The sequence below is a fragment of the Mycobacterium sp. NPDC006124 genome, assembly GCF_040614235.1.
Classification (GTDB): Bacteria; Actinomycetota; Actinomycetes; order Mycobacteriales; family Mycobacteriaceae; genus Mycobacterium.
On record NZ_JBEXUA010000018.1, the window covers coordinates 56,088 to 73,020 of the forward strand.

The following is a 16,933-nucleotide window of genomic DNA, read 5'->3' on the forward strand; positions in this document are numbered from 1 at the left end:
TGTTACCCTCCGATGAGCCGACCGAAGGCCCCGACCGCACGGCAGCTGACGCAACGGCGCGGAGTCACCCGCGACCCGGCCGGCTCGAATCACGGAAAGAGTCTTGTGCGCACCGGAGAGATAAAGGCCCTGTCCGGCCTGCGCATCGTTGCGGCCCTGTGGGTGGTGATGTTCCACTTCCGTCCGCTTCTGCAGATGGCGTCGCCACCGCTCTATGATTCGCTCAAACCGGTCCTCGACTGCGGCGCCCAAGGTGTCGACCTCTTCTTCATCCTCAGCGGGTTCGTCCTGACGTGGAACTACCTGGAGCGCATGGGCGACCGGTGGTCGACCAGGGCCACCCTGCACTTCCTGTGGTTGCGGCTGGCCAGGGTGTGGCCGCTGTATCTGGTGACGATGCATCTCGCGGCGCTGTGGATCATCTTCACGCTCAACTACGGAGACTTTCCGTCTCCGGAGGCGGGGTCGTTGACGGCGATCAGCTATCTGCGTCAGCTGGTGATGGTGCAGCTGTGGTTCCAGCCCTTCTTCGACTTCTCCAGCTGGGACGGCCCCGCGTGGTCGATCAGCGCAGAGTGGTTGGCGTACCTGCTGTTCGGAGCGCTGATCCTGGTGATCCATCGGGTCGACCGGGCCACGCGGGCGCGGGGTCTTCTGCTGCTGGCGTTCGCAGCCACCCTGCCCCCGTTGATCCTGCTGGTGGGCTCGGGCGGACAGTTCTACACGCCGTGGAGTTGGCTGCCGCGCATCGTCCTGCAGTTCACCGCCGGCGCGCTGGCCTGCGCGGCGGTCCGCAAGATGAGGCCCACCGACCGCGGCCGGACCGTCGCCGGCGTGGTGTCGGTCGTGCTGTTGGCGGTCATCGTCGGTGCGCTGTACTGGTTCGACGCCCACCCGCTGCCGAACATCCGGGACGACTTCGGCCTGGTCGACGTTCTCTTCATGCCGCTGGTCGTCGCGCTGGCCCTCGGCTCGGGCACCCTGCCGGCACTGTTGTCGACCCGGGTGATGGTCTACGGCGGTCAGGTCTCGTTCGGCCTGTACATGGTGCACGAACTTGTCCACACCGCCTGGCTGTGGATCATGGCGCAGTACCAGATCACGATGGAGCCGAGCCTCGGCGCCAAGTTCGTCTACGTCGCGCTGCTTCTGGTGTCGCTGGGGTTGGGCATCCTGCTGTTCCATCTCGTGGAGGAACCCGCGCGAATGTGGATGCGCCGCATGGTCGGTGAGCGCAGGCCGCCGGTCGACCTGGAGCACACTCCGCAGTCCGACGCGCCCGATCCGCCCGAGCCCCACCTCGTCCGGGGCAGAGTGGACGAACGGCCCAAGACACTTCGAGTCCAGGCGGGTTGATGCACGAGTTCGGTAGCCGGTTCGCCACGTTCGTCCTGTCTCTGACCCTGGTGGTCGGGGTGCTGCTCCACGGGCCGTCGGTCCGCACGATGCCGTACGACGCCACCACGGCGGGCACACCGGTGACGCGGGTCGCCGTCGTCGGCGATTCGTACACCAACGGCACCGCGATCGGCGGTCAGGGCCCCAACGCATGGCCGGTGCTGGCGTGGAAGACGTTGGCACGACGGGGAATGCAGGTCAACGCCGACGTCGCGGCCGAGGGCCGGGCGGGGTACGGCGTGCGCGGCGACCAGGGCAACCTGTTCACCGATCTGACGCCGAGGGCGGTGCGACCCGACGACGCGGTCGTCGTCTTCTACGGCTCCCGCAACGACCAGGGCGTCGACCCGAACGTACTCAACGGGCAGGTCTTCAGCGCGCTGTCCATGGCACGCAACATCGCGCCTGCTGCCCGGCTGCTGGTGATCGGGCCGCCGTGGCCGACCGCGGACGTCCCGCCCGCCGTGCTGCAGATCCGCGACATCCTGTCGTTTCAGTCGATGCTCGCGGGCGCGACGTTCGTCGACCCGATCGTCGAGCGGTGGTTCGTGGACCGCCCGGACCTCATCGGCGCGGACGGTGTCCACCCCACCAACGCCGGCCACGCCTACATGGCCGACAAGATAGCCCCGCTGATCGGCGATCAGCTGCCCCGCCGGGTGTGAACCGGAGCTACTTGGTACCGAAGATGCGGTCGCCCGCGTCGCCGAGGCCGGGCAGGATGTACCCGTGCTCGTCGAGTTGGCGGTCGACGGCGGCGGTGTAGACGGGCACATCCGGATGGGCCTGCTGCATGGCGGCCACGCCCTCCGGGCAGGTCAGCAGGCAGACGAACTTGATCGACTTGGGGCCACACTCCTTGAGCCGGTCGACGGCCGCGATTGCCGAGTTGCCGGTGGCGAGCATGGGGTCGACGACCACCACGTCCCGCTCCTCGAGATCGCCCGGCATCTTGAAGTAGTACTCGACCGCGACCAGGGTCTTGGGGTCGCGGTACAGACCGATGTGCCCGACGCGCGCACCGGGGACGACGCTGAGCATGCCGTCGAGGATGCCGGTGCCCGCCCGTAGGATCGAGACGAACACCAGCTTCTTGCCGTCGATGACCCGGCCGGTCATGGTCTCCAGCGGCGTCTCGATCTCGACGTCGTGCAGCGGTATGTCCCGCAGCACCTCGTAGGCCACCAGGGCGGCGATCTCGTTGACGAGTTGGCGGAAGGTCTTGGTGGAGGCCTCCTTTCGGCGCAGCAGGGTCAGCTTGTGCTGCACCAGCGGATGGTCCACCAGGTGCAGCGTGCCCTGACTGTCGTCCACGTTCGTCCCCTTTCGAAGTGCGGCGGTCTAGAAGACGGTGCCGTCGCTGACGACCGACAGCGGCGGCAAACCGCCGCGACGGCGTTGCGCCAGAGCGCGTCCCGCGGCCCAGGTGCCACCCTCCAGTACGCACGCCAGCGGCATCCGGGTCGCGTCCACCCCGAGTTCGTCGCGTACCAGCGGGGCAAGCTCGTCGAGCAGTGCCACCGTCAACGCCCGCCATTCGACGACGAGTTCGTCGTCGACGTTCCAGGAGGTACCGAGCCAGTCGGGATTGCGCAGTCGCAGCACCCCGGTGTCCAGCAGCAGGCCTCCGTTTCGGTACTCGGGCAGGGCGGTGAGTGCGTCCAGGCCGGTGACCGGCACGCCCGCCCAGCCGAACGGCTCGAGAAGCGAGTAGGTCAGCCACTGCGACAGTTTGTGGAAGGGCATCCACCCCTGCGTCAGGCCGGGCCCCGGTACGGCCGGGTGCCGCCAGCAGTCACCCAGACGCTGGTCGCCGATGACGTTGTCCACCAACCAGATTCCCGACATCGTCCGCAGCAGCTCGGAGAGGATGTCGTGTGCGGTGACCCCCGCCTGACCGCCTCGTGGCGCCAACCGGTCGAACAGCCCGCCGGGGCGTCCGAGCGGGCCGAAGGTCTCGGGCTGCGCACCCAGTGCCCGGCCCAGTCGGTGCAGCAGGGCTACTCGACCGTCGATGCCGACCAGCGGGTTGTCGGAGCTGATCTGGAAGGCCTCGGCCACGCGCGCCGGCGTCACACTCAGCAGGCCTTCGGCGTCGACGCGCAACGGGTCGGCGGGCTCACCGGAGAAGACGCCGTCGACGAACGCGTGCCATGACGCCACCCCGAGGCCCTCGGACCTGTCGAATCGTCTGCCGCTGGCCGTTTCGTCGTAGTGCCAGTCGGGTCCGGCCCCGGCGTCGAGCAGCACGCTGACCACGACGAGGTCGACCATGGCGCGGGCGCGCCCGGCGGGGTCGAGCGGCGAGAGGAGCGCGTCGAGCTCGGCCGTGCGGTCGACCCCGCCGGCCTCGAAGTGCCGCCATCGGCTGTGGAACGGAATGTCCAACTGCGGGTAGCGCTCTCGTGTCACCGCCGCGACCTCGCCGACGGCCGCGGGTGTCGCCTGGTCGTCGACGAGGAACCACGGCGAGTCGCCGGCACGCGCCCGGCGCAGCAGCGCCCCGGCGCGGTCCCGCACGGCGGTGGTGGTGCGCAGCAACGCCGCGGCCCCGTCGGCCTCGGCGGCACTCATCCGTTCAACCCGCGGCCCTTCGTGTTTCGCAGCTCTTCGGCGTCGGGAACCGGACCGGGAGTGAAGTAACCGGCGGCCATCTTGGCGTCGATCTCGACGCGGGCGTCGGCCGGTACCAGGTCCTCGGGGATGTTGACGCGCTCGCCGACCTCGATGCCCGACCCGGTGATGGCGTCGTACTTCATATTGCTCATCGAGACCAGTCGATGAATCTTGCGCACGCCGAGCCAGTGCAGCACGTCGGGCATCAATTCCTGAAAGCGCATGTCTTGCACGCCCGCAACGCATTCCGTGCGGGCGAAGTACTGGTCGGCGGTGTCGCCGCCCTCCTGTCGCTTGCGCGCGTTGTAGACCAGGAACTTCGTGACCTCGCCCAGCGCCCGGCCCTCCTTGCGGGAGTAGGCGACCAGCCCCACGCCGCCGCGCTGGGCACCGAGGATGCACTCCTCGATGGCGTGGGTGAGATACGGCCGGCAGGTGCAGATGTCGGAACCGAAGACGTCGGAGCCGTTGCATTCGTCGTGCACTCGCGCGGTCAGTTCGACCGAGGGGTCGGCCAGGTCGGCCGGGGCGCCGAAGACGTAGACGGTCTGCCCGCCGATCGGGGGCAGGAACACCTCGAGGTCGGAACGGGTGACCAGCTCGGGGTACATGCCGCCGGTTTCCTCGAAAAGCACTCTGCGCAGGTCGGTTTCGGAGCAGTTGAACCGCTGCGCCACCCCGGGCAGGTACCAGACGGGTTCGATCGCGGCCTTGGTGACCAGGGCGGCTCCGCTGGGCAGCAGCACGTGGCCGTCGGGGACCAGTCGGCCCGTCCGGACCGCCTCGACGACCTCGGGCAGGATCACGTGCGCCTTGGTGATGGCAATCGTCGGGCGCATGTCGTGACCCGCGGCGAGTTCGTCGGCGAACACCTCGGCGACCATCGCGCCCCACGGGTCGAGGCTGACGATCTTGCCCGGCTCGCTCCACTGCGGGTACGGCCCGACCGCATCGGTGGGTGCGGTGTTGGTGAGGTCGGCCTTGTGTTCCCTCGACAGTGCACCCGCGGCGACGGCCAGCGCGCGGTACACGCCGTAGGAGCCGCTGTGGGTGCCGATCACGTTGCGATGGGCGCGCTTGGTCGTCGTGCCGATGACGGGCCCGCGCTCGCTCGCGGTCGGTGCGTCCCAGACGATGGGCAGCGCACCGATCCCGCCGCTGTGCGAGGTCAGCCGGATGTGCGCGACCATGCTCGCTCCTCGGGGGTCGAACGTTCGGCCGTCGGGCCGATCGAATGCGCCAGCATAGCGACTCGACTCGCCGGACGCCTGGCGTCTAGGACTGGGGTCCGAAGGTGGTCAGGCAGAAGGGATGCCCGGCCGGATCGAGTAACACCCGCCACAGGTCGGGGGCGGGTTGATGCTCGGCGAGCGTGGCTCCGACGGCAACCGCGCGCGCCTCGGCGGCGTCGAGATCGGCGACCGAGACGTCGAAGTGCATCTGCTGTCCTTGCCCGGGCTGGGGCCAGGTCGGCGGCACGTAATCGTCGACCTTCATCATCGCCAGTGTGTGGGTGCCGTCGGAGATGGCGACGACCCGGCCGTCGGGTGTCTCGACGACCCGCGTCATGCCGAACAGCTCGGCGTAGAAGTCCGCGAGCCCGGCAGGGTCTGGGCAGTCGACGGAGATCGATCCGATGCGCAGTTCGGGGGAGGCGGGGGGCGTCGTCGAGGTCACGACGACGACCCTGCCACGTCGGGCCGACGATGCACCGACACGGCGTAGTCTCCGCCGCCGTACGGTTCGCGATCCCACGTCGCCCACCTCGCCGTCGACGCCAGACCGGCTCCGGTGACCAGTCGGTCGTAGTCGTCGAGGGTGAGTCGCCCGGGTTGCAGGGAGAATCCGGCGATCAGCAGCCCGCCGGGCGCCAACCGCGCCACCATCTGGCGCACCACGCGTCGTTCCGATCCCGGGGCCAGGAAGATCATCACGTTGCCGGCGAGCAGCACCACGTCGAACACGCCCGGCGCGTGGTCGTCCGCCTCGGCCAGATCGGCGTGGATCCAGGTGAGGTCGCCGGCCTTGGCGCGGGCGGCGGCCAGCATGTCGGGGTCGGCGTCGACTCCCACGACCAGCCGTCCGCGGCGGGCCAATTCGATCGCCACCCGGCCCGTGCCGCACCCGGCGTCGAGTACCCGGTTGCCGCCGGTCTGCGTCAGCAGATCCTCGACCAGGTCGGCCTCGCCGTGGATGCCGGCACCGGATTCGGCGAGTCGGATCCACCGCTGGTCGTAGTCCTCGCCGCGCGGGGCGTCCGTGTCCTGCCATCGGGTGCTCACCGGATCATTGTCGATCATTGTCGTGCACGTGCGCCGCGTGAGCCGACGCCCGTTCCGGGGCGTCCTCCGACCCCGGCGCCGAGTTCGCTAACCTCGTGCGAATCTTCGGCAAGGAGTGGGCGCGTGAACTCGATCGATCCGGCGGCGACCGCGTGGCTGTTGGCCAGCACCGCGCTCGTCCTGCTCATGACGCCAGGTCTGGCGATCTTCTACGGCGGCATGATGCGCACCACCGGCGTGCTCAACATGATCATGATGAGCTTCATCGCGATCCCGCTGGTGACGGTGGCGTGGTTGCTGCTCGGCTACACGTTGGCCTTCTCCGGGCAGGGACACGCCGGCGTGATCGGCGATCTCGCCCACGTGGCGATGCTGGGCGTGGACCCCACGACCGTGCACGGCTCGGTGCCAGAGCTGCTGTTCGCGACCTTCCAGTTGACGTTCGCCATCATCACGGCGGCCTTGGTCAGCGGCGCCATCGCCGATCGCGCGAGGTTCTCGGCGTGGATGGTCTTCGTGCCGATCTGGACTATCGCCGTGTATTCGGTGGTCGCACACTGGGTGTGGTCACCGGGCGGTTGGATGTTCAGGCTCGGCGTGCTGGACTACGCCGGCGGCTTGGTCGTCGAGATCGTCTCTGGCGCATCGGCATTGGCGTTGGCGCTAGTTCTGGGACCGCGCATCGGCTTCAAGAAGGAGGCCATGCGCCCGCACAATTTGCCCTTCGTCCTGCTCGGCGTCGGCCTGTTGTGGTTCGGCTGGTTCGGATTCAACGCGGGCTCGGCCCTGGCCGCCAACGGCACGGCTGCGGCCATCTTCCTCAACACCCTGGTGGCAGGGTGTCTGGGCATGCTGGGCTGGCTGACGGTCGAGCGCCTCCGGGACGGTCGGCCGACGACCTTCGGCGCCGCCTCCGGTGTCGTCGCCGGGTTGGTCGCGATCACCCCGGCGTGTGGCACCGTCAACACCCTCGGCGCAGTGCTGGTCGGCCTCGCGGCCGGTGTGGTCTGCTCGTTCGCGATCGGGTTCAAGTTCCGCTTCGGCTACGACGATTCGCTGGACGTCGTCGGGGTGCACTTCGTCGGGGGCGTGGTCGGGGTCTTGCTGATCGGCCTGCTGGCCACCGAGGTGATGACGGGCGGCCCGCGGGGCCTGTTCTACGGAGGCGGCCTCGCTCAGCTCGGCAAACAAGTCTTGGCCGCGGCGGTGGTCGCCGCCTACGCCTTCACGGTCTCCTTCTGCCTTGCCAAGGTGATCGACCGGCTGATGGGCTTCCGCGTCAGCGCCGAGGACGAGACCACGGGAATCGATTTCACCCAACACGCCGAGACGGCCTATGCAGAAGGCGTGCACGGGCACTCCCCGACGCGGCGCGCGACCACGTACGGCAGCCACGAGGCGCCCCCGCGGCGACCGGACGGGGCTGAGGAGGGTTGAGGCCCAACCCCATTGGTCCCGGACGTCGGCGAGCGTTCTTCGAGCACGTCAGAAGGGGTAACATGGCCGGATGACGGTTCGGGACCTGGGGGCCGAATACGGATTCGACGACCCCGACGACGGGTGGTTCGGCGCGGCAGGACCCGCCGAAGACACCCCACCCAGACCTGCCCCTCCGCCGCGATTCGACCACCGCGACGAGTCCGAGGCCGACACCGATCGATGGTTCGTCCGGGACATGGCCCCCGCAGAGCCGGTGCGATCCGTCGAGACGGTGTCCGTGGCCACGCCGCCCACCGTCGTGCCGACCCGGCGCAACGGATTCGTCCCTGCCGCCGCCCCTGACTCGTGGGAGTCCCGCATCTCCAACAGCGGCGCCTGGGAGTTCAAGACGTCGACGCCGGCGCCGAGGCGTCCGCCACGGGCGGCTATGTTTGCCGCCGCCGTGCTCGCCGCTGCTGCCGTCGTCGCAGGCGTCGTGATGCTGATGGCCGGCCCCGACGGCGACGAGGCGTCACCGGCGCCGTCGAGTTCGTCATCCGCGCCTCCGGTGCCGTCGTCGGCCCCCGCGGTCGCCACCGTCGCGCCGGTGCCACCACCGCCGGTGCTTCCCCCGCCGCCCCCGCCACCGCCACCGGCGGACGCCGTCCCGCCGGTCGTCACGCGGGATTACACGCCGAGCTACCAGACCCCTGACACGCCGAAGAAGCCGCAGCAGAACGTGACTCGGGTACCGCTGAGTGCGACGCCCCCGCCACCCCCGCGCGAGACCGACCGCGGTCGCGCCACCCCGGGCCAGTCCGGCGCGCATGGGTTCTTCGGCTGAGACGGGAGCCGCGATGCGCACCCGGTCCTTGGGGTGGGCCACCGATCTCGCCGTGCTCGAACTGACGGGTTCGGTCGTCGAGGACCGCGGGGACCACATGGTCGTCCGGACTCCCGCCAATCCCGACTTCCATTGGGGCAACTGCCTCTTCGTCACCGACACCGAGACCGTCGACGCCGCTGACCGCTGGGTCGCCGCGTTCCGGTCGGCCTTCCCGCAGGCGGACTGGATCGCGATCGGACTTCCGCGGATGCCCGCTGACCGGACCGGTTGGGGTCGCCACGGGGTTCGGCTGGAGGTCGACGACGTGCTGGCGGCCACGGATCCGCCTCGGCAGATCGCGCCACCGCCCGGCTACGTCGTCCGCGGGCTCTCCGGGCCGGACTGGGAGCAGCTGGTGGCGCGGGAACTCGCCGTCAACGCCGAGAGCCTGCAGTACGACGAGGTGATGCACAAGCGCTTCGCCAGGGCGCGGATCGCGTCGCAGCGCGCGTTGGTCGTCCGCGGTGCAGCGCGTTTCGTCGGTGCCTTCGCGGCCGGCCGACTTGTCGCCGAGCTCGGGATCGTCGACTGCGGTGGCACGGCGCGCTATCAGACCGTCGGCACGGCAACCGAGCACCGCCGCAGGGGCCTGGCCTCCCATCTGCTCGGCGTCGCGGGGGCGTGGGCGGCCTCTCGCGGGTGCACCCAATGGGTGATAGTCACCGAGGCGACCAATCCGGCGGGGCGGGTCTACCGCAGGGCCGGCTTCACGCCCGTCGAGCCGATCGTGCAGGCCTACCGCAGGCCGCCACGCGACGTCGATTAGCTTGTCCCCGGTGAAGGCTTGCCCTCGATGAAGGCGATGATCGACTTCGACGCCGCGCCGATCTTCGGCATCCCCATGCTCGACGGCTCGGGGGTGCACGAGGGCATGTTGATCGAGGGCCCGCAGGGATGGGGCGAGTTCAGTCCGCCGCCGGGGTGCGACTCCGAGGAGGCCGTCCGGTGGCTCACCGCCGCCGTCGAGGGTGGCACCGTCGGCTGGCCGGACCCGCGGCGCGGCCGGATACCGGTCGCCGTGGTGGTGGGCGCGGTCGACGCCGCCTCCGCGGGTCGCATCGCCGCGGAGTCGGGCTGCCAGGTCGCCGACGTCGCGGTCGGGACGGAAAGTGTGGCCGCCGACTGCGCTCGCGTCGCCGCGGTCCGTGACACACTGGGTCCGAGGGGGCGAATCCGGTTGTGCGCCAACGGTATGTGGAGCCCGGACGCCGCAGTGGCGGCGATCGCCGTTCTGGTAGAGGCCGCCGGGGGCGTCGACTTCGTCGCCGAGCCGTGCCGTACCACCGACGAGGTGAGCGCGATGCGCGGCCGGGTCGAGGTGCCGATCGCCGCGGGGCCGTCGCACGCCGAGGTGGTCGACGTGGTGATCCTGCGAAGCGGGCCGCTCGGCGGGGTACGGCGTGCGCTACGCGTCGCGGAAAGGCTGGACAAGCCATGCGTGGTGGCGTCCTCGGGGGAGACGAGCATCGGGCAGGCTGCCGGTCTGGCGTTGGCGGGTGCCCTTCCCGACCTTCCGTACGCGTGCGCGCTCGGCACGGTGTCGGGATTGGCCGGTGACCTCGTCGCACCGGGCCGGTCGTTGCGCCCGGTCGACGGTCATCTTCCGGTCGCGCCGACGCCAGCCGCTCCCGCGGCCGAGTCGTTGCGGCGCTACGCGATCACCGACCCGGCCCGCGTCGACCTGTGGCACCGGCGATTGCGCGCGGCCCAGGTGAGCTCCTGATCAGGTGGACTGTGGCTTGGCGTTGAGATGGTTGTCGGCAATCCACTGGGCGGCCTTCTTGACCAGCCCCGATTGGGGATAGCGGACGTGTGAGGTGAAATCCTTGCCCAGGGAGCAGATGGGGTCGTTGGTGTTGCACATGTCGGCTGTCTTGGGTCCGTACAACGCGCTGAGCGTCGTCAGTGGCTGACCGAGTCGGGCCGACGGATTGCCGAACACGGCCACCGCACTGATGTGGTCGGTCATCGCGGCCGGCAGCGGCGCCTGGAAGCCGAGGCCCGTGATGGGCGAGGTGGTGACGACGTCCATGACGGCCGCGCCCTGCGAGTATCCGCCGAGGACGATCTTTGTCTTGGGGCAATTCTTCGCCGTCGCCTGCGCGTGGAGGCTCGCGTCGGTGGCGCCGGTGGCCACGCCGAGGAAGTCGTAGGACGCCGGGTACTTCACCGCGTACGAGCGGACGGACTTTCCCTTGACCAGCGGTTTCAGCGCATCGACGAGCGCCTGACCGACGACCCCGATGCCCGGGGGTTCGTCGGTGCCGCGGGCGAACACCACTTCGACGTCAGGGCAGTCGTCGGCGGCCGCGGCGGACGGAGCGGTGGTCAAGGCGACGGCCGAGGTGGTGCCCAGCAGGAGTGCGGTGGCGACCACGGCCGACGCGCGCGTCCAACGCGAGGTCGTCCCTTGCACGTGCACGGCCGCTCCTTGACCTAGATGGATTGAGTGGGGATTCCCTTAGCTCATACCCAATTATCACTCCCGTCACTCTGACAACAGGCTACCGTCGCTGTGAAGTTCCCGAACGAGGCGTTGGAGAGTGTCCTGGTTTCGATTCGGCGACTGTTGGGAAACCCACAGCGTCGCCGAGTGCGCGTCGCAAACCCGGCACCGACGAAGGGTGGCGCTCCATGACCGATCGTGCTTCCGCCGAAGACCAGACCGCCCGTCCGGATTCACCGGAGGGAGGCCTTGGCACCAGCCTCAAGCCTCGTCACATCACCATGATCTCCATTGCCGGCGTCATCGGCGCGGGCTTGTTCGTGGGGTCCGCCAACGCCATCAAGGAGGCCGGCCCCGCGGTCCTGATCTCCTACTTCCTGGCCGGCACCCTCGTCGTCCTGGTGATGCGGATGTTAGGGGAGATGGCGACGGCCAACCCCGACACCGGGTCGTTCTCGGTCTACTCGGATCGGGCACTCGGCGGCTGGGCCGGTTTCTCGGTGGGATGGCTCTACTGGTGGTTCTGGGTGTTGGTCATCCCGGTCGAGGCCACCGCCGCGGCGTCCATCCTGTCGGACCTCGTCGGTGCCCCGCAGTGGGTCTGGGCCTTGGCGGTCACGCTGCTGCTGACGGTGACCAACCTGATCAGCGTCGGCAACTACGGCGAATTCGAGTTCTGGTTCGCCCTCATCAAGGTCGTCGCGATCATCGCCTTCATCGCCATCGGCATCGCAGCCATCCTCGGTCTCATTCCCGACTCGCAGGTCAGCGGCATCGACTCCCTTTGGCAGCCAGACGGATTCATGCCGAACGGTTTTGGAGCCGTCATCGCCGGCATGTTGGTGACGATGTTCTCCTTCATGGGCACCGAGATCGTCACCATCGCCGCGGCCGAGTCGCCCGACCCGACCACCGGCATCAGCAAGGCCGTCAACTCGGTCATCTGGCGAATCTCCCTGTTCTACATCGGGTCCATCTTCGTGATCGTGGCACTGATGCCCTACGACAAGCTCGAAAACGGCTCGTATCAGAGCACTCTGGAGGCCATCGGCATCCCGGGATCGAAGATCATCATGGATCTGGTGATCCTCACGGCAGTCGCGTCGTGCCTGAACTCCGCGCTGTACACCGCATCTCGGATGCTGTTCTCGCTAGGGGATCGCCGCGACGCGCCGCGCGTGGTGCGCAAGCTGACGGGCAACGGCGTCCCCTGGGTCGCGGTGCTGGCCTCGATGGTGGTCGGTTTCCTCGCAGTCGTCGGCAATTACCTGTTGCCGGAGAAGATCTTCGCCTATCTGCTGGCGACCAGCGGCGCGATCGCCCTGTTCGTCTACCTCGCCATCGCGGCCAGCCAGTTCGTCCTCGGGCGCAGCATGCGGGCACGGGGGGAGCAGGCGCCGGTGCGGATGTGGCTGTTCCCGTACCTGACCGTCGTCGTGATGGTCGCCATCGTCGCGGTGCTGATATTGATGGCGTTCGACCCAGATCAGCAGTCGGCGATCTTCCTGTCCTTGATCTCCGCGGTGTTCATCGTCGGGGCCGGGGTCGTCGTGCACCGGCGCCGGGGGCACCATCCGTCGACCGCACGGCGTTAGCCGCGCTTGACCTTTCGCACCCGGTCGCGCAGGCCCTCGGTGGCGGTGTCGAGCAGGCCCTTCGCGCCGCGCTTGATGAGGAACGAGGGCAGCGGAACGGTCGGGTCGACGGTGATGTCGAACCGGACGTGGGTGGAATCCTCGCCGACGGCGGTCAAGGTGTAGCGCGCCTCCTGCGAGCGCTGCTGCTGGGAACTGACCAACGTCCACCCGACCCCGTCGGGATGGACGACGTGGGCGAGCTCCTGCTCGTCGCTGATTCCCACGATCTTGACGACCTGGCGGGTCCGCTTGGGGTGGCCGTCGGCGTCGCGTTCGAGTACCTCGACCTCCTGGTGCGCCGGTGACCACTCCGGTAGTGACTCGATGTCGAACAGGACCTCGAGGATCTCCTCAGGTGTTGCCTCGATGGTGATTTCGCGTGATTCGTTGACGGCCACGAGGGAAACGTAGCTCACACACGAGCATGTTTCGCGCGGATTGTGCGGTGGTACTCCCGCGCCATGAGAAAGCACCTCCTCACACAGATCATCGTCGCCGGAGCCGGAGTCACCGCAATCTCGCTGGCCCCCCTCGCCGGAGCCAACCCGCCGCCGCCGTGCGGTGTCGAGGGCACGCCCGCCTGCGCCACCGCGGGTCCCGACGGTGCGTCGGCCGTGGCGCCCGGTACGGGTGCGACCGCCAACGGCGACGGTGCCGGCGTGACCGTTCCCGGCGCCGGTGCACAAGCCGGACCCGACGGGGCCGGAGCCGTGGTCCCCGGAGCCGGAGTCCAGGCGGGCCCCGGCGGTACCGAGGCCACCGTTCCGGGCGCGGGCGCATCGACGAATCCGGGTGGGGCGAGTGTGTACGTGCCCGGCGGCAGCGCCAGCGCCGATCGTGGCGGAGCGAGCTTCTGCGTTCCCAATTTCTGCGCCAACGCCGGGTAGACGACCGCCGGCAGCCAAAACCCCCCAAGACCCCCGAGCGCGATCACCGATCGCCTCGGGGGTCTTTGCGTGCGCCGACGCCGACCCGCGGAACCGGACCACCGTCGCGAGCTCCGGTCGCCACACCGGTGAACCATTCGGCCCCGGGTGTCGTATCTAGGAGGAAGGAGGGTGTCATGACCGTGATCGCCGCCGTACGAGGAGAGCTCCCACCCCACCGATACACCCAGGCCGAGGTGACCGAGGCGCTGCTGGCCATCCCCGGCTACGCCGAATACGCCGAACCCATCCGCAAGCTGCATCGCAGCGCGAGGGTCGACGGCAGACACATGGTGCTGCCGTTGGAGGAGTACGCCACGCTCGACGACTTCGGCCGGGCCAACGACGTGTTCATCGAGCACGCAGTCGAACTCGGGTGTGCCGCGGTGCTGGGTGCACTCGAGGACGCGGGTCTTGGCCCGGCGGACGTCGACGTCATCTACTCGACGACCGTCACCGGCCTCGCCGTGCCCACGCTGGAGGCCCGCATCGCCACCCGGATCGGGCTTCGCCCCGACGTGCGACGGGTGCCGATGTTCGGGCTGGGCTGTGTCGCGGGTGCGGCCGGGGTTGCGCGCCTGCACGACTATCTACGTGGTGCGCCCGACGACGTTGCCGTGCTGGTCGCCGTGGAGCTGTGCTCGCTGGTGCCCAAACGCGACCCGTCGATGGCGACGGTCGTGGGCAGCAGCTTGTTCGGCGACGGAGCGGCCGCCGTCGTCGCCGTGGGTGACCGCCGCGCGCTGAACATGGCGCCGTCGGGCCCGGAGGTGCTGGATTCGCGCAGCCACCTCTATCCCGACTCGCAGCGCACCATGGGATGGGACGTGGACTCCAGGGGATTCCGCCTGGTGCTCTCGCCCGACGTGCCCAGCGTCGTCGAGCGGTACCTCGGTGACGACGTCACCAACTTCCTTGCCGCACATGGGTCCACGATCTCCGAGGTCGGGACCTGGGTCAGCCATCCCGGTGGGCCCAAGGTCATCGAGGCGATCACCGCCACGCTGGGCCTCTCCGAGGATGCCCTGGAGCTGACGTGGCGCTCGCTGGCAGAGGTGGGCAATCTGTCCTCGGCGTCGGTATTGCACGTGCTGCGGGACACCATCGCCAAGCGTCCCGAGCCGGGTACCTCCGGGCTGATGATGGCCATGGGTCCAGGCTTCTGCTCGGAGCTCGTCCTGCTGCGGTGGAGGTGACGCGATGACCTGGTACGTAGTTTTGATCGTCGTCATCGCCGTCGAGCGGATCGCCGAACTGGTCGTGTCCAAACGCAATTGGGCCTGGAGTCAGGCCAGGGGAGGCGTGGAGTTCGGCGCCGAGCACTACCCCGTGATGGTCGTGCTGCACGTCGGGCTGCTGGTGGGCTGTCTGGTCGAGCCCCTGGTCCTGCACCGTCCGTTCATCCCCGCGCTGGGATGGCCGATGCTGGCCGTCGTCGTGGTGGCCCAGGTCCTGCGGTGGTGGTGCATCACCACGCTGGGACCACAGTGGAACACCAGGGTGATCGTCGTCCCCGGCGCCGACCGCGTGACCGGTGGACCGTATCGCCTCATCCCGCACCCGAATTACGTCGCGGTCGTCGTGGAGGGCGTGGCGCTGCCCCTGGTGCACGACGCGTGGATCACCGCGGCGGTGTTCACCATCCTCAACGCGGTTCTGCTGCGCACGCGCCTCGAGGTGGAGAACTCCGCGCTGGCGAGCCTGTCGTGATCGACCTGCTGGTGGGTGGGGGCGGCCCGGCCGGTTTGGCCACGGCGTTGTACGCGGCGCGGGCCGGCCTCGAGGTGGTCGTGGTGGAACGGCGCGAGGGCAGCCTCGACAAGGCGTGCGGCGAGGGTCTGATGCCGCACACACTGGACCATCTGGCCCACCTCGGGGTCGACCCCAAGGGCCGCGAACTGCGCGGCATCGCCTACCTCGGTGGCGGGCAGCGCGTCGATGCGAACTTCCGGGCGGGCCACGGGCGTGGCGTGCGCAGGACCGTGTTGCACACCGCGCTGCGCGACGCGGCCGACGACGCCGGGGTGCGGTTCGTCCACCGCGACGTCGGGTCGGTGACGCAGGACGACGCGTCGGTGCGCGCGGGGGACCTCTCGGCCAGGTATCTGGCGGCGGCCGACGGCCTGCACTCACCCATTCGACGCTCGCTGGGCCTCGACCGGCCCAGCTCGGGACGACGTCGATGGGGCATCCGGCGCCACGTGCAGATCGCGCCGTGGACCGATTCGGTGGAGGTGCACTGGGGCCCTCGAGCCGAGGCCTACGTGACTCCGGTCGCCGACGACTGCGTCGGCATCGCCATCCTCGGTTCCACCCGTGGCGGTTTCGACGCCCGCTTCGCGGAGTTCCCCGCCTTGCGGGAGCGGGTGCACGGCCAGGCCCACGGTCCGGACCGGGCGGCCGGTCCCTTGCGCCAGGGCGCGACGACTCGCACGGCGGGACGGGTGATGTTGGTCGGTGACGCGGCCGGCTACGTCGACGCGTTGACCGGCGAGGGTTTGGGGCTCGCGTTCGGCGCGGCACGGCAACTGGTGGACTGCGTGATCGCCGACCGACCGGGTGACTACGACCAGCGGTGGCGACGGGTCACGCGGCCGTACCGGTTACTGACGACGGGGCTGCTGCGCGCCAGTGGGATGCGACCGGTCCGGGCGGGGATCGTGCCCGTGGCCGCGGCCCTGCCGCGCGTGTTCGCCATGGCGGTCGACCGGCTCGCCTACTGACCACCCCACCTCGTGTGTCCGCCCCGGACTTGGCAGACTGTCCCCATGGCACAGATAACGCTAGGCGGAAATCCCATCAACACGGTCGGCGAGCTTCCCGCAGTCGGGTCGCCCGCGCCCGGATTCACCTTGACCGGCAACGACATGAGTGCCGTGACCAATGATCAGTTCAGCGGAAAGCCGTTGCTGCTCAACATCTTCCCGTCGGTGGACACCCCCGTCTGCGCTGCGAGCGTGCGGACGTTCAACGAGCGTGCCGCCTCGGCCGGTGTCGCGGTGCTGTGCGTGTCCAACGATCTGCCCTTCGCGCAGAAGCGCTTCTGCGGTGCCGAGGACATCGAGAACGTCACCACGGCGTCGGGCTTCCGGGACAGCTTCGGGAAGGACTACGGCGTCACCATCGCCGACGGTGCCTTCGCCGGACTGCTCGGCCGGGCCGTCGTCGTGATCGGTGCCGACGGCAACGTCACCTACACCGAGCTGGTACCCGAGATCGCCCAGGAGCCGGACTACGACGCAGCGCTGGCCGCGTTGAGCTGACCCGACCACCGACACCCGCACCGATGGCGAGGACCCCACGGGTCCTCGCCATCGCCGTGT

At 69.3% G+C, this 16,933-nt stretch carries 19 protein-coding genes; 12 read left to right on the forward strand and 7 right to left on the reverse strand.

Going from position 1 to position 16,933, the window contains the following annotated elements; genetic code table 11:
• Positions 1–105 precede the first annotated feature (105 nt).
• Positions 106–1,356, forward strand: coding sequence for an acyltransferase (locus tag ABZ195_RS25730; RefSeq protein WP_355222764.1), 1,251 nt, complete (start codon positions 106–108; stop codon positions 1,354–1,356).
• Positions 1,356–2,063 carry a GDSL lipase gene (locus tag ABZ195_RS25735; protein ID WP_355222722.1) on the forward strand — a complete coding sequence of 236 codons (708 nt, stop codon included), beginning with the start codon at positions 1,356–1,358 and terminating at the stop codon, positions 2,061–2,063. The genes ABZ195_RS25730 and ABZ195_RS25735 overlap by 1 nt, the downstream gene beginning before the upstream one ends.
• Positions 2,064–2,070: 7 nt before the next feature.
• On the opposite strand, the gene upp is transcribed toward ABZ195_RS25735, so the two are convergent.
• The 5 genes from upp to ABZ195_RS25760 form a co-directional block, all read right to left on the reverse strand.
• Complete coding sequence (upp, locus tag ABZ195_RS25740; RefSeq protein WP_355222723.1) at positions 2,071–2,712, reverse strand: uracil phosphoribosyltransferase; 642 nt, start codon at positions 2,710–2,712, stop codon at positions 2,071–2,073.
• Positions 2,713–2,739: 27 nt separating this feature from the next.
• Complete coding sequence (locus ABZ195_RS25745; protein WP_355222724.1) at positions 2,740–3,972, reverse strand: URC4/urg3 family protein; 1,233 nt, start codon at positions 3,970–3,972, stop codon at positions 2,740–2,742.
• Positions 3,969–5,204 (reverse strand): GTP cyclohydrolase II, encoded by a 1,236-nt coding sequence (locus tag ABZ195_RS25750; RefSeq protein WP_355222725.1) that lies wholly within the window; start codon positions 5,202–5,204, stop codon positions 3,969–3,971. Before ABZ195_RS25750 ends, ABZ195_RS25745 begins: the two co-directional genes overlap by 4 nt.
• A gap of 85 nt (positions 5,205–5,289) precedes the next feature.
• Positions 5,290–5,691: a VOC family protein gene (locus ABZ195_RS25755; protein WP_355222726.1), complete on the reverse strand. Its 402-nt coding sequence runs from the start codon at positions 5,689–5,691 to the stop codon at positions 5,290–5,292.
• Positions 5,688–6,296 (reverse strand): class I SAM-dependent methyltransferase, encoded by a 609-nt coding sequence (locus ABZ195_RS25760; protein WP_355222727.1) that lies wholly within the window; start codon positions 6,294–6,296, stop codon positions 5,688–5,690. The genes ABZ195_RS25755 and ABZ195_RS25760 overlap by 4 nt, the downstream gene beginning before the upstream one ends.
• A gap of 123 nt (positions 6,297–6,419) precedes the next feature.
• On the opposite strand from ABZ195_RS25760, the gene ABZ195_RS25765 reads away from it, so the two are divergent.
• The 4 genes from ABZ195_RS25765 (at position 6,420) to ABZ195_RS25780 (ending at position 10,324) form a co-directional block, all read left to right on the forward strand.
• Complete coding sequence (locus tag ABZ195_RS25765) at positions 6,420–7,733, forward strand: ammonium transporter (protein ID WP_355222728.1); 1,314 nt, start codon at positions 6,420–6,422, stop codon at positions 7,731–7,733.
• Positions 7,734–7,803: 70 nt separating this feature from the next.
• Entirely contained in the window at positions 7,804–8,559 is a 756-nt protein-coding gene (locus ABZ195_RS25770; RefSeq protein WP_355222729.1) for a hypothetical protein, read from the forward strand.
• Positions 8,560–8,572: 13 nt separating this feature from the next.
• Positions 8,573–9,367 carry a GNAT family N-acetyltransferase gene (locus ABZ195_RS25775; protein WP_355222730.1) on the forward strand — a complete coding sequence of 265 codons (795 nt, stop codon included), beginning with the start codon at positions 8,573–8,575 and terminating at the stop codon, positions 9,365–9,367.
• A 27-nt stretch (positions 9,368–9,394) separates the two neighbouring features.
• The gene (locus tag ABZ195_RS25780; protein WP_355222731.1) at positions 9,395–10,324 is read left to right on the forward strand and encodes an enolase C-terminal domain-like protein; all 930 of its coding nucleotides are present in this window, start codon (positions 9,395–9,397) and stop codon (positions 10,322–10,324) included.
• Here the strand turns inward: ABZ195_RS25780 and ABZ195_RS25785 are convergent, their stop codons facing one another.
• Positions 10,325–10,960, reverse strand: a complete 636-nt coding sequence (locus ABZ195_RS25785) for a cutinase family protein (protein ID WP_355222765.1) — start codon at positions 10,958–10,960, stop codon at positions 10,325–10,327.
• Between the two features lie 275 nt (positions 10,961–11,235).
• Here ABZ195_RS25785 and ABZ195_RS25790 point away from each other — a divergent pair, with 275 nt between their 5' ends.
• Positions 11,236–12,642: an amino acid permease gene (locus tag ABZ195_RS25790; RefSeq protein ID WP_355222732.1), complete on the forward strand. Its 1,407-nt coding sequence runs from the start codon at positions 11,236–11,238 to the stop codon at positions 12,640–12,642.
• Here the strand turns inward: ABZ195_RS25790 and ABZ195_RS25795 are convergent.
• Complete coding sequence (locus ABZ195_RS25795) at positions 12,639–13,082, reverse strand: SRPBCC family protein (RefSeq protein ID WP_355222733.1); 444 nt, start codon at positions 13,080–13,082, stop codon at positions 12,639–12,641. The two genes, ABZ195_RS25790 and ABZ195_RS25795, sit on opposite strands and share 4 nt — an antisense overlap.
• Before the next feature lie 63 nt (positions 13,083–13,145).
• Here ABZ195_RS25795 and ABZ195_RS25800 point away from each other — a divergent pair, with 63 nt between their 5' ends.
• The 5 genes from ABZ195_RS25800 (at position 13,146) to tpx (ending at position 16,873) form a co-directional block, all read left to right on the forward strand.
• On the forward strand, positions 13,146–13,571 hold the full coding sequence (locus ABZ195_RS25800) for a hypothetical protein (protein WP_355222734.1): 426 nt from the start codon (positions 13,146–13,148) through the stop codon (positions 13,569–13,571).
• A 128-nt stretch (positions 13,572–13,699) separates the two neighbouring features.
• Entirely contained in the window at positions 13,700–14,806 is a 1,107-nt protein-coding gene (locus ABZ195_RS25805) for a 3-oxoacyl-[acyl-carrier-protein] synthase III C-terminal domain-containing protein (protein ID WP_355222735.1), read from the forward strand.
• 4 nt (positions 14,807–14,810) lie between these two features.
• Positions 14,811–15,320 carry an isoprenylcysteine carboxylmethyltransferase family protein gene (locus ABZ195_RS25810; protein WP_355222736.1) on the forward strand — a complete coding sequence of 170 codons (510 nt, stop codon included), beginning with the start codon at positions 14,811–14,813 and terminating at the stop codon, positions 15,318–15,320.
• Positions 15,317–16,333, forward strand: a complete 1,017-nt coding sequence (locus ABZ195_RS25815; RefSeq protein ID WP_355222737.1) for an NAD(P)/FAD-dependent oxidoreductase — start codon at positions 15,317–15,319, stop codon at positions 16,331–16,333. Before ABZ195_RS25810 ends, ABZ195_RS25815 begins: the two co-directional genes overlap by 4 nt.
• A gap of 45 nt (positions 16,334–16,378) precedes the next feature.
• Positions 16,379–16,873 carry a thiol peroxidase gene (gene tpx / locus ABZ195_RS25820; RefSeq protein ID WP_355222738.1) on the forward strand — a complete coding sequence of 165 codons (495 nt, stop codon included), beginning with the start codon at positions 16,379–16,381 and terminating at the stop codon, positions 16,871–16,873.
• The last annotated feature ends 60 nt before the right edge of the window (positions 16,874–16,933 follow it).